General features: G+C 50.8%; 15 protein-coding genes and 1 pseudogene. 8 read left to right on the plus strand and 8 right to left on the minus strand.

Annotated features, from left to right (window positions below):
- Positions 1 to 33 precede the first annotated feature (33 nt).
- Positions 34 to 1,284 (plus strand): ribonucleotide-diphosphate reductase subunit beta, encoded by a 1,251-nt coding sequence (locus ACOYXI_RS12155; protein WP_003227292.1) that lies wholly within the window; start codon positions 34 to 36, stop codon positions 1,282 to 1,284.
- Positions 1,285 to 1,615: 331 nt separating this feature from the next.
- Here the strand turns inward: ACOYXI_RS12155 and ACOYXI_RS12160 are convergent, their stop codons facing one another.
- Genes ACOYXI_RS12160 through ACOYXI_RS12185 form a run of 6 tightly spaced genes read right to left on the minus strand, consistent with a single transcriptional unit; the run spans position 1,616 to position 11,367 of the window.
- Positions 1,616 to 3,577, minus strand: a complete 1,962-nt coding sequence (locus tag ACOYXI_RS12160; protein WP_461674878.1) for a hypothetical protein — start codon at positions 3,575 to 3,577, stop codon at positions 1,616 to 1,618.
- The gene (locus ACOYXI_RS12165) at positions 3,577 to 5,979 is read right to left on the minus strand and encodes an ATP-binding protein (protein ID WP_461674879.1); all 2,403 of its coding nucleotides are present in this window, start codon (positions 5,977 to 5,979) and stop codon (positions 3,577 to 3,579) included. Before ACOYXI_RS12165 ends, ACOYXI_RS12160 begins: the two co-directional genes overlap by 1 nt.
- A 17-nt stretch (positions 5,980 to 5,996) precedes the next feature.
- Entirely contained in the window at positions 5,997 to 6,824 is an 828-nt protein-coding gene (locus ACOYXI_RS12170) for a phosphoadenosine phosphosulfate reductase family protein (protein ID WP_461674880.1), read from the minus strand.
- On the minus strand, positions 6,802 to 10,260 hold the full coding sequence (locus tag ACOYXI_RS12175) for a hypothetical protein (RefSeq protein ID WP_461674881.1): 3,459 nt from the start codon (positions 10,258 to 10,260) through the stop codon (positions 6,802 to 6,804). Before ACOYXI_RS12175 ends, ACOYXI_RS12170 begins: the two co-directional genes overlap by 23 nt.
- Entirely contained in the window at positions 10,253 to 11,158 is a 906-nt protein-coding gene (locus tag ACOYXI_RS12180) for a DUF4007 family protein (protein ID WP_461674882.1), read from the minus strand. Before ACOYXI_RS12180 ends, ACOYXI_RS12175 begins: the two co-directional genes overlap by 8 nt.
- Positions 11,158 to 11,367, minus strand: a complete 210-nt coding sequence (locus ACOYXI_RS12185) for a hypothetical protein (protein ID WP_461674883.1) — start codon at positions 11,365 to 11,367, stop codon at positions 11,158 to 11,160. The genes ACOYXI_RS12180 and ACOYXI_RS12185 overlap by 1 nt, the downstream gene beginning before the upstream one ends.
- Positions 11,368 to 11,531: 164 nt before the next feature.
- Here ACOYXI_RS12185 and ACOYXI_RS12190 point away from each other — a divergent pair, with 164 nt between their 5' ends.
- The 5 genes from ACOYXI_RS12190 (at position 11,532) to ACOYXI_RS12210 (ending at position 15,827) form a co-directional block, all read left to right on the plus strand.
- Positions 11,532 to 12,155: a hypothetical protein gene (locus tag ACOYXI_RS12190; protein ID WP_461674884.1), complete on the plus strand. Its 624-nt coding sequence runs from the start codon at positions 11,532 to 11,534 to the stop codon at positions 12,153 to 12,155.
- Positions 12,152 to 12,772, plus strand: coding sequence for a class I SAM-dependent methyltransferase (locus ACOYXI_RS12195; RefSeq protein ID WP_461674885.1), 621 nt, complete (start codon positions 12,152 to 12,154; stop codon positions 12,770 to 12,772). The genes ACOYXI_RS12190 and ACOYXI_RS12195 overlap by 4 nt, the downstream gene beginning before the upstream one ends.
- A gap of 459 nt (positions 12,773 to 13,231) precedes the next feature.
- A complete protein-coding gene (locus tag ACOYXI_RS12200) occupies positions 13,232 to 13,765 on the plus strand; it encodes a BRO-N domain-containing protein (RefSeq protein WP_461674886.1) in 534 nt (177 codons plus the stop codon).
- 113 nt (positions 13,766 to 13,878) lie between these two features.
- The gene (locus ACOYXI_RS12205) at positions 13,879 to 14,592 is read left to right on the plus strand and encodes an HNH endonuclease (RefSeq protein ID WP_461674887.1); all 714 of its coding nucleotides are present in this window, start codon (positions 13,879 to 13,881) and stop codon (positions 14,590 to 14,592) included.
- A 251-nt stretch (positions 14,593 to 14,843) separates the two neighbouring features.
- Positions 14,844 to 15,827 carry a hypothetical protein gene (locus tag ACOYXI_RS12210; protein WP_461674888.1) on the plus strand — a complete coding sequence of 328 codons (984 nt, stop codon included), beginning with the start codon at positions 14,844 to 14,846 and terminating at the stop codon, positions 15,825 to 15,827.
- A 3-nt stretch (positions 15,828 to 15,830) separates the two neighbouring features.
- On the opposite strand, the pseudogene ACOYXI_RS12215 reads toward ACOYXI_RS12210, so the two are convergent.
- Both ACOYXI_RS12215 and ACOYXI_RS12220 read right to left on the minus strand, forming a co-directional pair.
- Positions 15,831 to 16,965, minus strand: a pseudogene (locus tag ACOYXI_RS12215) (hypothetical protein).
- Between the two features lie 63 nt (positions 16,966 to 17,028).
- Positions 17,029 to 17,847, minus strand: a complete 819-nt coding sequence (locus ACOYXI_RS12220; protein ID WP_461674889.1) for a sulfite exporter TauE/SafE family protein — start codon at positions 17,845 to 17,847, stop codon at positions 17,029 to 17,031.
- 112 nt (positions 17,848 to 17,959) lie between these two features.
- Here ACOYXI_RS12220 and ACOYXI_RS12225 point away from each other — a divergent pair, with 112 nt between their 5' ends.
- Positions 17,960 to 18,727, plus strand: a complete 768-nt coding sequence (locus ACOYXI_RS12225) for an AraC family transcriptional regulator (RefSeq protein WP_282412781.1) — start codon at positions 17,960 to 17,962, stop codon at positions 18,725 to 18,727.
- Between the two features lie 93 nt (positions 18,728 to 18,820).
- The gene (locus tag ACOYXI_RS12230) at positions 18,821 to 19,129 is read left to right on the plus strand and encodes a helix-turn-helix domain-containing protein (RefSeq protein WP_027612618.1); all 309 of its coding nucleotides are present in this window, start codon (positions 18,821 to 18,823) and stop codon (positions 19,127 to 19,129) included.
- The last annotated feature ends 6 nt before the right edge of the window (positions 19,130 to 19,135 follow it).

Here is a 19,135-nt window from a genome sequence, read left to right on the forward strand (position 1 = left end):
GGCGACAGGCCCTCACGCAGGAGACGACACGTCATGCTGAGCTGGGACGAATTCGACAAAGAAGACAGTGAAGTAGCAACCGTGAAAGGCGCCAACGCCGGCCACGCTACTGAAGCCAACATGGACCGCCTCGACAGCGCCGGCGGTGCCGCAGCGCTGGAAGCCCGCGCCGTGACCGCCGACGACTCGGCCGCCGTGGCCCGCGCCAAGGCCGCACTGGATTCCCTCGACGTCGCCGAAGGCCTCGCCGAACTCGAAGGCGCCTCCGCCCGTGTCGCCGTTGACGAAAAGCGCATGATCAACTGCCGCGCCGACCTCAACCAACTCGTACCCTTCAAGTACGACTGGGCCTGGCAAAAGTACCTGGACGGCTGCGCAAACCACTGGATGCCGCAAGAAGTCAACATGACCGCCGACATCGCCCTCTGGAAAAACCCGGAAGGCCTGACCGACGACGAGCGCCGCATCGTGATGCGCAACCTCGGCTTCTTCTCCACCGCCGACTCCCTGGTTGCCAACAACCTGGTCCTGGCCGTGTACCGCCTGATCACCAACCCGGAATGCCGCCAGTACATCCTGCGCCAAGCGTTCGAAGAGGCGATCCACACCCACGCCTACCAGTACTGCATCGAATCGCTGGCCATGGATGAAGGCGAGATCTTCAACATGTACCACGAGATCCCGTCGGTCGCCAAAAAGGCAGCCTGGGGCCTGAAATACACCCGTTCGATCTCCGATCCGAAGTTCGAAACCGGCACCCCGGACACCGACAAAGAACTACTGCGCAACCTGATCGCCTACTACTGCGTTCTGGAAGGCATCTTCTTCTACTGCGGCTTCACCCAAATCCTCTCCATGGGCCGCCGCAACAAAATGACCGGCGTCGCCGAGCAGTTCCAGTACATCCTGCGCGACGAATCCATGCACCTGAACTTCGGCATCGACGTGATCAACCAGATCAAAATCGAAAACCCACACCTGTGGGACGCCGAGATGAAGGAAGAAGCGACCCAGATGATCCTGCAGGGTACGCAGCTAGAGATCGAATACGCCCGCGACACCATGCCTCGCGGCGTACTGGGCATGAACGCGGCGATGATGGAGGACTACCTGAAGTTCATCGCTAACCGTCGTTTGTCGCAGATCGGTTTGAAAGAAGAGTACCCAGGGACGACTAACCCGTTCCCTTGGATGAGCGAGATTATGGACTTGAAGAAAGAGAAGAATTTCTTTGAAACTCGGGTTATTGAGTATCAGACTGGTGGTGCGTTGAGCTGGGACTAATGGTCTCGCTCGTGATATGCAAAAAGAAGGCCGCTTATGCGGCCTTCTTTGTATGTAGCATCGCACTACAGATGAGAAAAAACAGGCTTAGAAAAAGCCACCAGTGCTGGGCCTATTGCAGGGTCTTATAACACCAAATCAAATCGCGCCGAAGTGTACTCATACACTGAAAAAGCTAAAAAGGCTCTCATGTTTTATTAATACGGCCAAGTTCTCTCGCCAACTCACTACACCTTTTTAGACCATTACATAATACTCGTCTCGCATCCCAAAAAACTCCACAGTGAAAACATTCTCACCACCAGTACTTGATGGTGACGCCAATGCCTCTCTAAGAGTGTTCTTTCCAAGGAAAGACGTAAAGAGCCAAATCGTGGGTACAAAGATCATCTAGGTAAGTATCTAGATAGACCAACTTACCCAAGCCACTAACAAGAGCGGGCTCTTGCTTTTTAACACTAAATTCAACACTTGACGCCTGCTCGAAAATGGCTAGTACGGCAGCAGCATTTTTTGGAGTTTCCTGCCCATCACAAGCCGCACGAAGCTCTCTACAAAACCACTGCTTGAACTCAGAAGTAAAAACTATCTTACGGTCATTCAGTTTATTACCTGCAACACGAACAGCAGAAACAAATGCATCAGAAGGAGCAAGTAATATTTTGAAGTTTTTTCCAAGCTTAAACCTAAACGCAGCACCCAACGGAATAGAAAAAGAGGGATCCACGGGCACACCTACACGCCCAAGAATCCTTAATGCTTCTTCTTTTAATTCGTGGCAGAACAACTCATTCATTCTTGCCCGCTTCCCAAACAAGCCCTTGTTGCGAATGTTCGCGATTGGAACAGTGACTATGTCCTTAGGCGTCCAGTTTATCAGTGCGTAACCGGCATGCCCCCCTGACTGAACACGCATCAAATGTTTGTTCTCTCCAAATACATAGCCCTGATCGAATAAGTCCGCTAGCCGGGGAGTGGAGTGCTCAATGAAACCTCTGACACACGTAACCTGATAGTTGTTAGAGGGGCACCGGATAAGATCACATGCAGGAGAGATCACCAAAAGCACCTGATCGGTGTTAGGTTGTGCTTTAGCAGTAACAAGCTCATTTTTCTCATCGCGACGATGGACATCACTCCAATTGCGAACATCAGTTTTTTTTGTCTTTACCCTATTAGCAATGTCCGACTTCTTTAGATTCCGAATTAATTTTTTCGGATAATAAACATCACCAAAGTGCACCTGCCTCTCCCCTGCATCTTCTTCCAAGTAGGTAAAGGCGATTTCCGAATACAAATTAAATAGTAGCGAACGAGGCTCTAACATACCTGAGAAAGGTGTGAGCCTGATATCGTTAATATCTCTAGCAGATCCAATCAGCGCATTGGAGTTTCTAATTTTAGCTGACAACGCCTCAGAGAACAGCCAGCCCAAATACTCCGCATAGCTCTCCTGTTCTTTATATAGGCGCATGCTATTTAAAATAGACAAATCATGCAATTCTAAAGCGGAAATATCGTTAAGCAGACTTTTAGAAGAAGAAGTGATCGCCTCAGCAAACGCCTCTAAAAAAGTTTCAACTTTCACCACATCCTTGTATCTATCAACTCTAGACGCTAATTCGGCTTGAATCCACTCGGGCTTTAGCAGGTCTTTCTCCACGGGACTGAAGAGTGCTGCCCTCAAATTAGTGATACGCCTGAAGCGCTCCAAAATTGAATTATGCGGAAGCTGAGTAGACATCAAATAAACAAAACGTAAACTGTCATCTCCCTCCACCTTACTAGACAATAATTCTTTGTGTTTCTCGATATTCTGCAACATCTCCTCTGCAGAGCCCGCGGACAAGTAGAAGTCTAAAAAAACCAAGCGACAGCTCTTGATTTCACTCGCAGCCGCCTCAACACTACTAAAACGCTTTACCTGAAGCCCTAAGTTTTTTTCTAAAAAACTAACCAATGGCTTTAGAGGGGCAATTTTAACACCCACTGTAGCTAATAACTGACGAAATACAATATCGAGGCAAGGATGATTATTATTCGAGGAACCGTGATAAAAGCCCCATGCAGCACGAATCGCATCTTCATGGCCAATCAAATCTTCCGGATCTAAATCTGGAAAATCTGGAAACGCATCTCGCTTTAATTGCCCCCATCGATCATCAATTATTACGTATTCATAAAACTCTTGAAAGTCTTCACCATCGATCATGGACAAATCAATGTCTTTGTAACCATCGTCGACAATGACCGCTTTCGTTGTAAAGCCACGCAACAACTCCATGACATCCATCATCCCTTTCCTTGCTTAAACTTCACAACAAAAGAATTATACTTACCGTTTATTTTTTCACCCAAAACCAACTCCGCATCATTATATGATGCTAGCCGACGAGAAATAAACAATCCTAAACCGCGCCCCTCACCCGAAGGCTTAGAGGTGACAAAAGGATCGAATCTATTGTCAGATATGCTTTCAGGTATTCCAGGGCCATTGTCGGTAAAGGTCAAACTTTTGCTTTCATAATCAATCAAGATCGATATTGCTGGGGGCGTATCACGTTTAAATCGATGTTTAAGCCAATAAAATGAATTAACAAACAAGTTATCAAGAACCTGGAGAATCTGACCTCTCTCAGCCTTCACCTTGAGCGGCATAGCATTTTTAACTTCAACTTCAAAAACAATGCCATGCCGCTTTATTTTCCCCTCATGCATCTCGTACAACAGACTGCTTATTTCTTCCAAATCGACCCAAGTCTTAGTCTGGCGACCTGGAATACTCAACATATCCAGAACACGCACACGCTTGTTAAGCGTTTTTAATTGCGCGTGCAAAAACTGTTTTGTCGCTTCATTATTAATATCCCCTTTCTTAGAAAGAATATCGAGGGTATCTCCTGTTACACGAGCAAGCTCATGAGAGATAATCTCCACTTGCAGACCAATACCTGCTAAGTGAACATACTGCTCCATATCAGCATCGTGATTTTTGATCGTGATCTTTGCCCGCTCCCACGCATCCTGTATATCCGCGAGCTGAAATCTGATTTTTTCAATTGCTTCACTTTCTTGAGGCACTCGATTTTGTAGATCACTTAGGCCTTTCAGAGCATTTTTCTGGGAGTCGGTCAATCGCTCTTCAAGCTCCTCAACCGCATCCACATCATCATTCTTCTGCTGCTTATCGACCGTTTCTAAATAACGTCGGCACTCAGTGATGAATACATGACGCAACAGGCGACGAAGGGTTTCCTTCTCGGGGGTGTCACGAAAGCCCTCCCGATTTGTCTGATCATGGAGCTGAGGATTGCTTTCTTTGCCAATCTTCAAATAACCAACAATTTGTGCTCTATTAAGTTTGTATTGCGAGGCTGAGAGAGCATTACGATCCAAATCAAGCCAATCATCAGCTGGCCCACCGTAAGGATAGACTCGAAAACCGTCCCGATAAACCAATAGTCCTCCGCTCCAAGAGCGAACAAACTTCTCTAAGCCACCACTCCACAGATCACTATTCTCTTTTCTGATCCGTCCTCGGTTAAACCACCAAAATTTCGCTTCGAACGGTCCAAGAGTTTTTAGTGCATTCACAACAACATCGTTAGATGCTATAGGACTATTTGCTTTAACCCTTACGAGATTCTCTCTGACACATCCAGCCAAATGTTCCCCCGAAAAAGTGTGAACTCGCTGAGCACCATATCTTTTATATTCAACAAGGACACTCAGCTCCCACGAATCTAGCGGGTTCTCACTAACAACACCTTCCAGCGCTTTAAAACTGGCGGTACAGACAGCATCAGCATGATTCAGCTTCAACTTCTCAAAAAATGCGAGCTTAAGCTTTTGCCCCTGATAATTGAATTTAAAATACTTATTAAAAAAATTAGAATCGAACGGATTGGCTAATTTAGCCATTTCCGAATTTATCAATCCGTTTATCTTTTCCTGACTCCAGTCCGACTGGAGCTCTCTAATAATTAACTTCGTACCGCTGTACTCTGACTCGGGCTTATCTCCCCCCGATTCAGGCTCATAGTCCAAAGCATCAGCATCTAAGTTAGGATCAGCGAATATCTTCCTCCAATCCATCCGAAGAATTTTCCAATCCGACTCATCCTTAACTGCCGTTTTAAGATAGACATAATGCCCTAAACGCATCGCGGATAAACGACCGATACCTTTTTCACCCAAAATTGGTTTCATTTCCGCCGGTGACGATTTACCGTTCTTTCTTGCCTCTCGCTCATTTACACGCATAGGCGTGCCTACAGTGAGATAACATTTTCGCAACGCTTCCATGGTCATACCATGACCGCAATCACTTATGACGATTTTATTAGATTTAAAATACGCTTGCGCAAGCTTGGATTTGGCTTCATCAATATTATTTGGTGTTCCTAGACAGGTATAAAAGGTATCCAGAGCATCCTTAGGGGCATCCTCTTCCACCAAGCGATCGACACTTTCCATGAACAATGTCAACTTTTCTTGATAACCCTTATCGCTATCCAGAATGCTATTGAGCTCATCAAACGCAGAGCGCTGCAGCGCAATCGTAATAGATATATCGACATCTGGTGAGCCCGCATCAATCGCATTCTTTACCAGCTCATATAGAGCAACGGCATCGGAACTGATGAGCTCTGCGCCTAGTTCAAGTAAAACCCTGGCTTTGAATACAATAGCCACTTATATTATTCCTTTAATTATAGCTGGCATACCAAGCAGCCTTGATCATCGTCATCATCCGGCGATTCAGTAGAATCGTGATCCGAGAATACGGCAATCAATGTTGAGTTATCTTTCCTTTGCGCCATTCGCTCCACACGCAACGTGTGATCGCGCTTAATCTGAGCCATACGGTCAGGCATTTCAAGTTCGGCAAGACTTTCCCCTTGACTCCAAGTGAAAAAATTACCCGTTTTTTCAAACGGCACTTCGTACTCTTTAGCCTTCTCGTATAAATCGGGATGCGTTTCTTTCAATTTTACCCATTCTATTTTTTGCTGATAGAAGCAAAAATAACATCCGGAACGAGTTCTTCCCCACTTAGTATAAGGAGGCATCCCTACACCGGATACACGAAGAATTTCCTCAATATCGCGTAGGATCAACCCATCTTCTTGGAACGGATAAACAGCCTCGATATTTGTCTTATGACTGATGTACCCCGTGCGATTTTCATCTGCACGGAGCCCAACATAATTGATTATCGGTTGGTCACCGCAAAAATCCTCAAAAGGCTTAAGCTTGAGCATCTTCGTGCACCAACGACGATGATTGGAGGGAATCATCCCCCCATACATGTCATACCAGTGATCGAAACCTAGGTCAGCATTCAATCGATGCAACGGCTTCCCGAGGTAGTTTTCCAGACGCTGCAAATAATCATAAGTCTCTGGTAGCTCTTTACCAGTATCGCTGAAGATGTATTCCATTTCTGGCACACGATCTCGCATGTAAATCGCTAGCGCTGCGCTGTCCTTGCCCCCTGAGAGGCTAAGGATGTGTCTAACCTGCGGTTCGTTGCTCATCGCTCAGCTCATTCTCATCGTGTTCGGTGGAGCCCTGCTGCAATTGCAGCAACGCTTGAGCAAGGGCTGAAGCGGCCAAGTTCAAATTGCCGCCCACTTGCTTAGTGAGAGTCTTTAGCAGGCCATTGGCCATGATCTTAGTCTCGTGATCAGAGGTCAACAGCATCGCCGCTTCTTCGCCACTAGGGAGAGTTAAAGTTACACCGACGAAGCGTTGAGCTTGACGCTCAAATTCGCCTTTACGCATAGCAACCCTAAGCCAGCGCTTGTAGCGGCCGCATAGCTCAAGTACTGACTCCGCAAATACCGGAGCATCACTGTCTTTCCAGATATCTAAGGGTTTATGAACGACAACACTCGCAATGGAATCCATCCACTTGTCGTCAGTCAGAGTTATGTCAGAACAGCGCATGATGAAGGCTTTAAGATCAACCTCGGCTAGGGACTGTGCAGTATCAGCGCACTCCTCCTGGAGCTGAGATCGAAGGGCCTTCAGAGGGCCTGTGATCTCAAAAGCCTGCGCCATGGAAAAGCTAACCTCATCCTGCAACCGTCGGTATGCCATACCAAGCTCTGTAAGGCTTTTAGCCAGCATATCGGGGAAGCTACTACCGTCCTTCCCTTTCCCAGCCATCACCACGCGTGGCATATCAACGGCAAGCAACGAAACCGGGTCGGTTGCTCTTTTGATAACGTCGCGAAGGGCTTTGGTTTGGTTTGTAAGTCGCAGTGTCTCTTGCGAATATTGCGGGAGACGCCCGTACCAGCGGATTAGCTCCCGCGCAGCATCCAGGTAAGATGCGTTCAACCCCAGCTGCACACCTACCGCTCCAAATGCCTTTGCATAATCTTTGATCAAGTCTTTGCGCTCTGCCGTAATGTCGAAGCGGCGGAAGCTGAAGGTGTGAGGGCTCCTGAACATCCGTTGCTGATGATCGGACGTCAACTCCAGGATCAGACTTCCTCGTTCGAAAATCGCGCACGATTCTTTGTTAACAAGAAGGTAGACCATGAACCACACGCTGGCCGGGCCACTTCGGACTCCTAGGGGCGGTAGTGCCAGACTGGAAATGACCTCAGCAAAGGTGACCTGCCCATCGATCATCAGTTGCTTATCAAGCTCTGCCCAAACTTTACGTATGCCGGCAGGAGAATCGCCGTCCGGTGCCTTTAACAACCAGCGGTCGCCAGCCCCTTTACGATGCAGCCCAGTGGATTGAAGCAGAGAGCTATAGAGCAATCGTTCAGGTGGGAAGTCGATGATACCGAGCAGTTCTGAGTCAACGGCTTTATCCAGCAGATCAAATAGACGCTGACGAGCCGCATTGATAGCAGACGACGGCTTATCTTTGTTGATCAACTCGTTAATGATCACCGGAGCCGCTTTGTAAACCTTATCGAACAACCAAGAGGCTGCTTGGCTAAGGTTCATGGCGCCACTTTCGACAATCACTTTTCCTTTATGCCAATACTCCATACCGGACGACCCTTTGGCTTGCCGGTTCAGCAATGCCAAAACCAGTCGACTAACACACTCACGTGCCGTGCTGAACCTCAACTCGACATAGCGCTCAGTCCAAGGATCCAAATGGCGACGTTTGACCTGGTCATGAACCATCAGCCAGCGGGAGTATTCAATTAGAGCATTACGCTCATCCGGACCGACTTTGACAATTGCAGTGAGCGATAAAACGTCCTTGGTAGAGCGAGCCACCTCTTCAGCAGCATCGACCAAAGCAGAAGACTCGGCGTCTACAAATATCAGCCCCACACTGCCATCATGGCGACCATGAGTGCCGATGGACTGCGCAATTTTATCCGCCGTGCCCGCAGTCACTCTTACCGAGCGGATAGTTCCCGTCTGCTGATAGTGACGACTTGCAATAACGCTTCTTTCAGATAGGGCTTGTGAAACGCCATTGAACATCAGTTCATCAGCCGAGCGCTGCATAGTTTGATCGTACAAAGCCTCGACGTTGATAGCGTGACTAACGGCAAAACCATAATCATCACTCGCATGGCGATGTACAAGGATTGCTTTCGCAGTTAGCTCACTCAAAGCTTCGGAGATATCTTTAAGGTCCCCTCCCATAACAAATCTGAGGAGTTCAACGGTCAACGCGACATGGAGGACTTGAGCAACCAGTTCAATGACGGCAATCGACTTGAGCAAGTCAAGCTGTAATGCCGTCATCTCCACGTCATTTCGCTCTACGACAGAGCGAGCGAAGTCCCAGCGTCGCTCAGCCTCAAGATCACGAAAGCGAAGCCCTACCCCGGTCGTGAGGTAATCAAAAAGCTCGCTCATTCCATACCAAGAAGAATGATCGACAACATTGTGCTCTGCGAAGTCTCTAAGTGCTCCGGACTCATATCCACGCATGAATGCGTGGAATGAACGCTCACTCTGACCAAATCGCTTAGAGATGACCGCTAAGCAAGCCAGCGCTGCTGGGTGCAATGGGTACAAGCGCTCGGCCTGAGAGAACAGCTCACTCTCACCAGTCCCACGGAAAAAATTGAAATCAATTGCTTGCTTGTAGATGCACCGGGCATCTTTTTTCAGGGCAACTGATTCAGTAATGGTTGCATCCGCGCCTAGGGCATGAAGAGCGAAATGGGCATACCGCTCGACCGGCTCATCGAAAGGCACTTCATCGAAGCGTGCAGAGACCTTATGCCACTCATCGGAGAGGGCGCGACCGACACCTTTAGCATAAGCATCAAAATGCTGGTGCAGCATTGATATGACTAGGAGACCATCGTCCGTAGGGTGAGATGCGACCTCAGCGATTTGCTGCAAAGACATCAAATCACCGGCTTCCGGAGTTAGAGCTGCGTGCTCGATGAATTTGCCAAGCTCGTCAATCAGCAATAGGACACCGCAACAGCCAGCACCTTTGGTGATTAAAACAAAGTCATTCAGCAACTTACTAGTCGCTGCGTTAAGGGGCACATCACGATAGGTCTGAGCTTTCGTATCCAACTGGCGCTTCAACTCAGTAGCCAGCTTGCTTTTTGGCAGGTGCTCAAGTGCTTCAAGAATAGACTGTGCTAACGCGTCACCCAACGATACGCGCGAACCGCTTATTGCCAGCGCAAAGCGGTTTTGCTCTTGGGGGAAAAGCTCAACGACTTCTGTGGAGGCCTCAACGAGCTGTTTGTAAATTGCATGAGAGCTCTTTTGCCCTTCTAACAAACGGGCGAGCAGCAACCCTAATGCCGACTTACCACTGCCATAGGGCCCAATGAGTTTCCAGGCACGTTGTGCGCTACCCGACTTCAACGCGCCGCCAATCTGGCGAAGCACTGCCAAGACAGCAGGTGTGATCAGATAACTATCGAGCGAATCTTGTGACCGCAAATCCCTAGCCAGCGAAATGGAGCGCAGGAATTTGGAATCCAGCTCAAGGTGATCTATCAGTCGATCAGACATTCAATTCTTCTCCCACACCCAGCAAGCAATCAGCCCAAGCGGGCGCTAGAGTTCTATCCAGAATAATTTGCTGGGTATCAGCCGTATCAATAAATCGCACAACGCCACCAAACTCTTTTTCTACACCTTCTATCAAGCTACTCACTTGAAAATTATCCAACCTAAAAACACTACCGGGGCTGAATTCACCATACACAATCTGGCTAAGACTGAGAGAGCTGGCATTCTGACGTTCGAAGTAATCAATCAAGGAAAAAAGGAAAACTCTTGGAGACAGACCTAAGGGCGCATTTCTACCCACCAGGTAAACAGTTTTACCGTCGTCGGCCGTGACCTCTTCAAAAAGTCCCAAATCTTGCAGTGGGCACCACGAGGTATCATCCCCAGCTGACTCTTCACGCTTATACGAATGCAGGAAAATGCTCGAATGCTGTTCAAGGGTGGAAACCGCTAGCTTTTTGTTACTGGCTAATGCCTGACGCTCGAGACCCGCGATGAGTGTCTTTCGATCAAAACGTGAATACGTTGCGCTCCCGAAGACCAAATTCCAAACTGCAATCTCCGCGTGGGACGAAATCCACCAGTGAAGCAGCCAAAGCGACTCAGGCTGTTCGAGGAAAGGATCCCAACCATCTTTCGAAAGCAGCAAGAGTCCAATAGGACCAGATTGCAGGCCAGAAGAATCGCGACCGTCGACTATCCCGAAAGCTTCACCCCAAAACTGAATCGACTTGACCATGTTGCGGCCGATGCCCAACGTAATCGTCGCCTGAGCTTCATCTTTCAGGGCTAGGGGATTGCTGACAATTGCTTGGTGTAGCTTTGGCAACCATCCGTATCGGCAAACGAAGGACTCATGACCTGAGAAGCGCTCATCTCGTCGTTGCATGCTCAACATCACCCCTTCCTCCCTGAAGCTAATTTCTCCGCAGCCGCTTGTTCTTCGTTGCTCTGAGCTGCAGGCTCGATAATGATTCGTTTCGTTGCGGCGTCGAAGTAGATATCTACCTGATCGCCTTCATGCAGGCCGGCATTCCTCAGCAATTGCTCGCTGAGCGAAACTCGCCCCAGCTTTTGGATCCTACGCGTGTCAAACAAAACCTTCATCCTACGTACTCCAAGCCTCGTGGCAGGCTTCATCAATACTCGTAGAATACTTTATTGAGAGACCTAACGCAGGGTTCGGGCCTTCCAAAGATATTCATTTTTTCAATATTTCAGTCAGTTGGCCTAATCTCGACCTAAGGCCGGGGTAGTGGTCCCGGACTGCCTTGACCCGGCAGCAGGCCTTGCTGGCCACGCTCCATCCAAACCTGATTGCGGCGCCGGCACGGATTCAAGCTAGACTGAGACACGCCATAACAGGACAGACCACACCGTTTATGAACGACCTAGATTTCGAAGCAATCAAGCATGAAAACGCCAAAGAGCTTGAGCACATAAAATGGCAGTTCAAAAAGGAAGAACTCAGCTACATTGAAGCAGGCCAGCATCTGAGGTCGCTCAATCAACAGCTATGGCAAGTCCCTAGCATGGTCATCGCGATCACTGGCGGCATCTGGTATGGCGCTGCGTCCATCAGTGGTGATTTACCAAAAATATTGGCGCTGTTTTTTGCGGCGACGGTCAACATTCTGACCATCCCCATAATTGTTCGACTTAGGCAATTAATAAAAAAACATATAAATCTTCAGCTGGCCTTTAACGAGCAAAAGGACAGCAAAGGAAACTACACTGTAATCACGTGCTGGATTCTACTTCTGCTGACAGCGGCATCTTTGAGCATCGCTGGCGCGAGCAATACCGAAAAGATCAGCACCGAAACTAAAAAAAATGAAATTCAAACCACAAACAACTACATCTACCCTCAAAAAATAGAAGTACTCAATAAATGATATCGAAAAATAGCACGACATGGGCGAGCTATGACTCCGAGAGCTCCAAATACTTTGACGACTACAACAAGCTGTTTTTTTCCAATGTCCACAGACAGTTTATAAAATTTCTGCCAGAGAATACCGACGCAAAAATTTTAGATCTAGGGTCTGGTTCTGGGCGTGACGCCCTATCACTTGCACGGCGCGGATATCAGGTAACAGCTATTGAGCCTAGCGTTAATATGCTCGCCCTTGCACGAAAAAAAAACAGCCATAAAAACATTCGCTGGGTCAATGACTGCCTTCCGAATCTTTTCTCATTAAATCAAAACACTTTTGACTTTGTGCTACTAAGCGCTGTATGGATGCATATAAAACCTGATGAAAGAGAGATAGCACTAAAAAGGATCAGCGACCTCCTAAAAGATGGCGGCCGCTTAGCCATCACACTAAGAATCGGCCCCCCCGATACCACCAGAATGATGTACCCGGTATCCGAAGCTGAAATTTTTGAGAAATCAAAAAAAACAAACCTTGGACCAATTTTCACTAGCAGAGTAACAAAGGACTCTTTAAATAGAGACGAAATAACCTGGAGAAAAATCGTACTTCAAAAAAAAATCCAAAAAATCTAAAACATCAGAATTCGACAAATGATAAGCCGCCCCCAAACTCCCCCCCCTCACACCGCACAATTTAGTTGCGATTTTCACTCTACTTAGTAGAGCGCAGGCTACATTCGACGACCTATAGCACCTTGGGGGTGCCCCAGATTCCGTTAGGTCTATGTTGATTCACGCCAGCGAACATCTCTGAAAATTTTTTTAGAAAGAGGATGGAAAAAGGTTTCCTTCTTTCACACCTACGCCACAGCGCTAAATCTCCTACAGTATTTACAGCCGCTTCCCATTGAAGCCTGCTACGAGCACCACTAAGCTCATCGCAGGTGCCTAAGAAACGCCCAACGTAGAAAGCTTCGTCAGTGACACAGACGCGTAATTCGTCGGTGGCAACTGCTCAGCTCGTTGGGATTTCTTAAGTCCGCTCTACGTTGGGGTCAGGCCCTCCCAAAATCTAACGTAGAGGTCATAGATATGTCTGATCCGCTCCCGGTAATAGTGTTCTCTCGCCACAAGCTTTCTCTCCATGCCCTTCTACTCGAAAACCAGCCATGGTTTTCAGCCCGCGATGTCGGCCGTTTGATGGGTTTCCATCTCAATGATCGGGTGGTCAACAAGCTAGATAGCGATCAACGCCGCGTCATATGGATTGAGTACTTTCGAGAACCAGCACAGCATCTGATGCTCAGTGAATCCGGGGTGTACGCGCTGTTGGTCTATCACTACGTTCCGGGTAATCGGTTGTTGCGGGAATGGCTGACCAATGAGGTGGTGCCGACATTACGCGATGCTGCAGATTCGGGAGATTCAAATCGGCCAATGTTGAGCTTATTGGATTGGCCGGAGATGTCATTGAGTCTGCTGCATTGGCAGGATGAGGGCTGGATTCGGCTTCGGGATATGCCTTACCTGTTGAGCGATCAAAATCCACAACGAGCTTCTTTAGAGAAACCCTGGTGGCGAAGAGTTACGCAGGTGTTTCAGTCCTCGAAGCACTCGATGGGCTAGGCATGGGCTTGTAGGATCGCGCGGGATCCGTCGCTGTTTTCTGTAGGAATTTTCGTAGACAGCAGTGATGGCCAATCAGTATCGTCCGAGGGTTTTCAACCCTCGGCGATTGTATGGACACGGAAAAAAGTAATAACGATTGGAGTGACGTAGAGATTCAGGCGGCGGTCGACGCCTATCTCAAAATGCTGGCACGCGAGCAGAGCGGCCAGAACTTCGTCAAGACTGAGGAAAATCGCATTCTGCGTGAAGGCCCACTCGCCGGCCGGACGAAGGGTTCTGTCGAATTTCGGATGCAGAACATCTCTACCGTGCTGGTAGAAATGGGTCGAACGCGTATTGAAGGCTACAAACCCGCCAAGAATGTTGGCGCAAATGTAGCGCGCAGCATCCGTAAGGCACTTGATGCTTCTACTGTTCTGACACTTGAAGATTCTGATCCAACGGCGGACGAAGCATTGCTCGAGCAACGCGCGGCTAAATTTGAGCGAAAGCAATTTGATTACGTCCCCAAAGGGATAAAAACACCAATCCAAACGACTTCCACTAGAAAGGTTTACTTTCGCGATCCTGAATTGAGGGGCTGGGTTCGTCAGCAAGCCAATGGAAAGTGCGAAGGTTGTGGCAAAGCAGCGCCATTTGAAAAGGATGGGAAACCGTTTTTAGAAGTACATCACGTCAAGCACATGTCGCAAAAGGGTTCGGACCTTGAGACTAATGTTGTGGCGTTGTGTCCCAACTGTCACCAACGTTGCCACCATTCGGATGACAGAGAGGCTTTCACTGCTTGGCTGTATGACAACGTTGGAAGGCTTGAAAAGGAATAATCGCGGTTTATCTGACTAACCGTATTGGCTGATTTTGGGGCTGCTTCGCAGCCCAGCGGGAGCAAGCTCCCTCGCCACAGGGGTGATGTACTGCCTGCAGTGGCGGGGTGAGGATTGAGATCTGGTTGATGCCTGGAATCGTCAGCAGGATGGCTCCCACAGATTCCGCATCATCTTGAAAACAATCAGTGCAACCCGCCGCGCCTCCCGCTATTAATACCCCTCCCCCACTCAAGGATCCGAGCCCCGCCATGAAATTCGATCTCGCCTACTGCCTCAGCCTCGACGACAAGTTGTCGATCTATGACGTTCGCGATCTCAATTTTGATGAGACGGTGGCGTTCGATTCTGCGAAGGAGCATTTCCAGTGCCCCAACGACGCCTGTCGTGCGGCGTTCGATGCGTCCAATGAGTTGGGCACGTTCAACGCCAAGAATGTGAATTACGTGCGTACACCGCACTTTAAGAACTTGCCCGGTACGCAGCATGTAGCGGGTTGTCCGTATGTGAGTTTGAAGGCGTCGGCATCTGGCGTTGAGTCGGCGGATGGCGAGGTGGATGACGGGCGGGAGGAGTATTTTCCGTCGGAGTTGTTGCTGACGCGGCGTGAATATGTGCGCAAGCCTGCTGCGCCGGCGGGGGCGGCGGATGTGTTGCGGGATGATCCGGTGCGGGTGGCGCAGGTGAGTTCCAAGGAGTCGCCGGGGCGTGAGACGGCGCCGGACAAGACCAGTGTGTTTGCGCATCCGGTGGAGTGTTTTGTGTCGAACTTCGCCGACAAGGAGTTGCTCAAGCGCATGCCGTTGAAGATCGGCGAGCACACGGCGCCTTATGGCTCGTTCTTCAAGAAGATCGAGTATCTGACGGACAACAAGGGACTGATTTACTGGGGCAAGATCAAGGAGATCAAGGATTACACCCAGAGTTTTCGCATCGATTTCGAGCAGAAAGTCTGGTTCAAGCAGGCGGATGAGGCGAAGAAGAAGCCGTATTCGGTGAACGTGTACTTGAGCAAGAAGTTGATCGACAACTACCGCAAGCGCAAGGCGTTTCTGGAAGAGATCAAGCATGCGATCGACAGCGACAAGGAGTTGTTCTGTTTCTTCTATGGCGTGACGCCGGAGTTGAAGCAGGTGCCGAGCAAGAAGAACCCCGAACAGACGTTCGGGGTGTTCAGTGCCAACATCGAGAACCTGGATCACTTCATTGTGCGGGAAGCGCCGGGGTTGGCGTGATGGTTAGCCTTTGGGCAACTGTATTTTGGCAGCGCCACGGTGCTGGTTGACCAGCGAGTACGGCAGCACTGACCAATCAGGGTTGTCGCAGTTACGTTGGTAACGGGCGAAGTAAGCGCCCAGGTAAATCCCCTTCGGTGTGAAGTGCCAGTTGGAATAGCCCCAGACACTTTCATCGGTGTAATCGCAACTGCCGTCATCTTCGGCGGGCTTCTTCATCTCTTCGGGATAGAGCGTGGTGAACTGTTTGACCAGCCACGGTGCCATGACTTTCATCTGATCATATTCGGTGGCCGCGCTGTTGGGTTCACCAATCCACAGTACATCTTTGAGTTTCAACAATTCGCCGGTGTGGACGTCGAGGTTGATTGGCGAACTGCCGAAATCCGGGTGGGCACCGCCGCAGCTGTAACCGGTGGAAATGTCCAGGCTGACCACATCCGGCGAGAGAAACTCCGGGGCAGCTCCTTGATCAAACTGGCGTATTCCCCGCCATCCATCATGCAACGGTGATAGTCGATAACTTCAGTCCATAGCCGTCCGAGCAAGTGGTTGTTAATCCGCTCCTGCTCTTCTTTCGTATAGCCAGATTCAACACTGAACAACGAAACCTTCGACTCAGGCTCCGTCCACCACTGCAGCTCGTAGCCCATGAAGTTTTCTTTCTTCTCCGGCTTGAGCTTGAGCCCCTGAAGCGCAAATACTCGTAAGGATCGTCCTTCGGCAACGTGGCAATAAAGGGCAGCGTGGTAGCAGTTGGCGCAGGAAGCTTGGCTTCGGTCAGTTGCACCGGGAGCTTCTTGCCCTTGGGGTTTTGCCATTCGCCCTGCCAACCGTTGGCGGTGGTTTTCAGCTTCAAGGTTGGCAACGGTTTGTCGTCGCCATAGCGGTTGTTGCCTTCAACCAGGTTCAACGTGCTGTCCTGCAGCGAGCCACTGAGCTCCAGGTCGCGGTGATACTTCTCATAGAAGTAGCGGCCGGTAACTTCGTCCTGCTGCGTGGTGTTGAGCTCCACCACAATCGGCATCTCGCCCAGCGTACCGGTGAACACGCGTCGGCCATCTTCGGCATGGGCGGTGGAAATCAGTGTGAACAGCGCCGCAGCGTACTGCGCTAGGCGCAGCAGTCCCTTGAGCATGGATCGATCCCTGAATGAATGAGGCTGCGCAGTAGCCCAGGAATGCGCGCAGGAATCGAGGCTCTACTTGAGCAGCATGCCCAGCATGACGACGATCAGCAGTGCGATGTACACCCACGCATGCACCCGGTCCGGTATCCGCCCGATCCACGGCGTGGCCATTCGAATCCCGACCAACGAGCCCAGTGTCAGCACCACAAACGCCAGCAATATCCACATACCCGACAAACCACGTGCCCGAGCATCCGTCGCGCTGAATCCGGCCAGTGCCATGTAGGTCAGCGTCCCGGCCACTGCCACCGGCACGCTCAACCGATTGGCCATGGACGTGGCCTGGGACATGCTCAACCCGCAGCGGCGCAGCAGCGGCACGGTCATGACGCTTCCTCCTACACCGAGGAACGTGGCGATGGCGCCGATGCCTACACCGCCGGCGGACGTTTCTGTACTGCTGAGTCGGCGCGGGATGATGCCTTCGCTGCGGGTGAGGAAGCCGCGTCTGAGCAGGCAGTCGATGATGGTCACGCCGAGGTAGGCGATGAAGGCGTAGCGAATGATTTCGCCGCTGACCCACACCGCCGCGACCGCCCCGAGGATCGCGCCCAGGGCGATGAAGCCGCCGAGCGGCCACAGGTAATGGCGGATCAGGTTGCCGGCGCGGCGGTGTTTGTCGGTGGCGATCAGCGCGTTGACGATCATCACGCAGGTCGAGGTGGCGACGGCGATGTGCATCGCCGATTGGCCGATGGGGTCGTCGGCGCCGTGGCTGGCGGTGAGCATGCGGTAGAGCAGCGGCACGACGACGAAGCCGCCGCCGAAGCCGAACAGGACGGCGGTGATGCCGGTCAGGCAGCCGAAGAGAGTCAGCAGGAGGTAAAACATGGCGCGTCTTCCGGTGGTGGCGAGCGGTCGACGATAGAACGACGCGGCTTGGCCTGCTTCAGCAACTCAGCCAATAATGTTTGCGTTTACGCCAATCACCGGGACGCCCTCGATGCGCAATATTTCGATCAGTCAGTTGGATGACACGCCGCGCCCGGTGGTGGCGATCGGTACGGATTATTCCCACGGCCATCTGTTGCCATTTCATATGCATCGGCGGGCGCAATTGCTGTACGGCGCGACTGGGGTGATGCAGGTTCGTACTCATGACGGCAACTGGGTAGTGCCGCCGCAACGGGCGGTGTGGATTCCGCCGGGAGTGGCGCATGAGGTGCTGATGCTCGGCGTGAGTACGCGCAGTCTGTACATCGAGCCGGGGGCGGTGGACTTGGGCCAGCGCTGCCAGGTGATCAGCGTTTCGGCGTTGATGCGGCACTTGCTGATGGAGGCTGTGGAGGCACCGCTGACCTATGACCTCGACGGTCGAGACGGTGTGTTGATCGAGCTGTTGCTGCATGAACTGGCGCGGAGTGCGCCCCTGCCCTTGCACATTCCGTTGCCGACTGACGGAAAGCTCCTGGCTTTGTGTCAGACCTTTCTGCATCAACCCAACGCTCATCAGTCGCCGCAACACTGGGCCGAGCAGTTGCACATAAGCTTGCGCACCTTCAACAGACTGTTTCGGCAGCAGACCGGGTTGAGCTTCAGCCAATGGCGGCAACAGGCCTGCGTGGTGCTGGCGCTGGCGCGGCTGGCGGCCGGTGAAGCGGTGACGCGGATCGCCCTGGACTTCGGTTATGAGAGCCCGGCGGCGTTCTCGACGATGTTCCGGCGCATCCTCGGACAGGCACCGTCCGTCTGGTTGGAGGCGGCGAACTAGGGCAAATCAAAAAATGCGTTTGATCCCGGCCGAAAACAACTGTACAAAAACACAGTACATTTTCAATCAGCACTCTTGAGCCCGGAGCACACCATGGCCTCTCTTGCGATGAACCACATCCTCGAACGCATTGCCCTTTTCCAGTTCACCCCGACGCACTGCGTCCAGGCCCGAGCGATGCTGGGCTGGAGCGTGGAACAACTGTCGCGCGAGGCGGAGGTTGCGGTGGATGATATCCAGCGGTTTGAAGCGCAGCAGGACGTGGCGGATGCGACGCGGCTGGCGTTGGCTTATCGGTTTGAGGCACAAGGGTTGGTGTTCTTTCCCGGGTTTGCGCCGGGTCGCAAATTGAATCCCCAGGCCATGCAGCAGAACGTTGCAGAGCGTGGGGATTTTGCTTAGGTGGAA

This window comes from Pseudomonas sp. G3-19, from assembly GCF_054855875.1.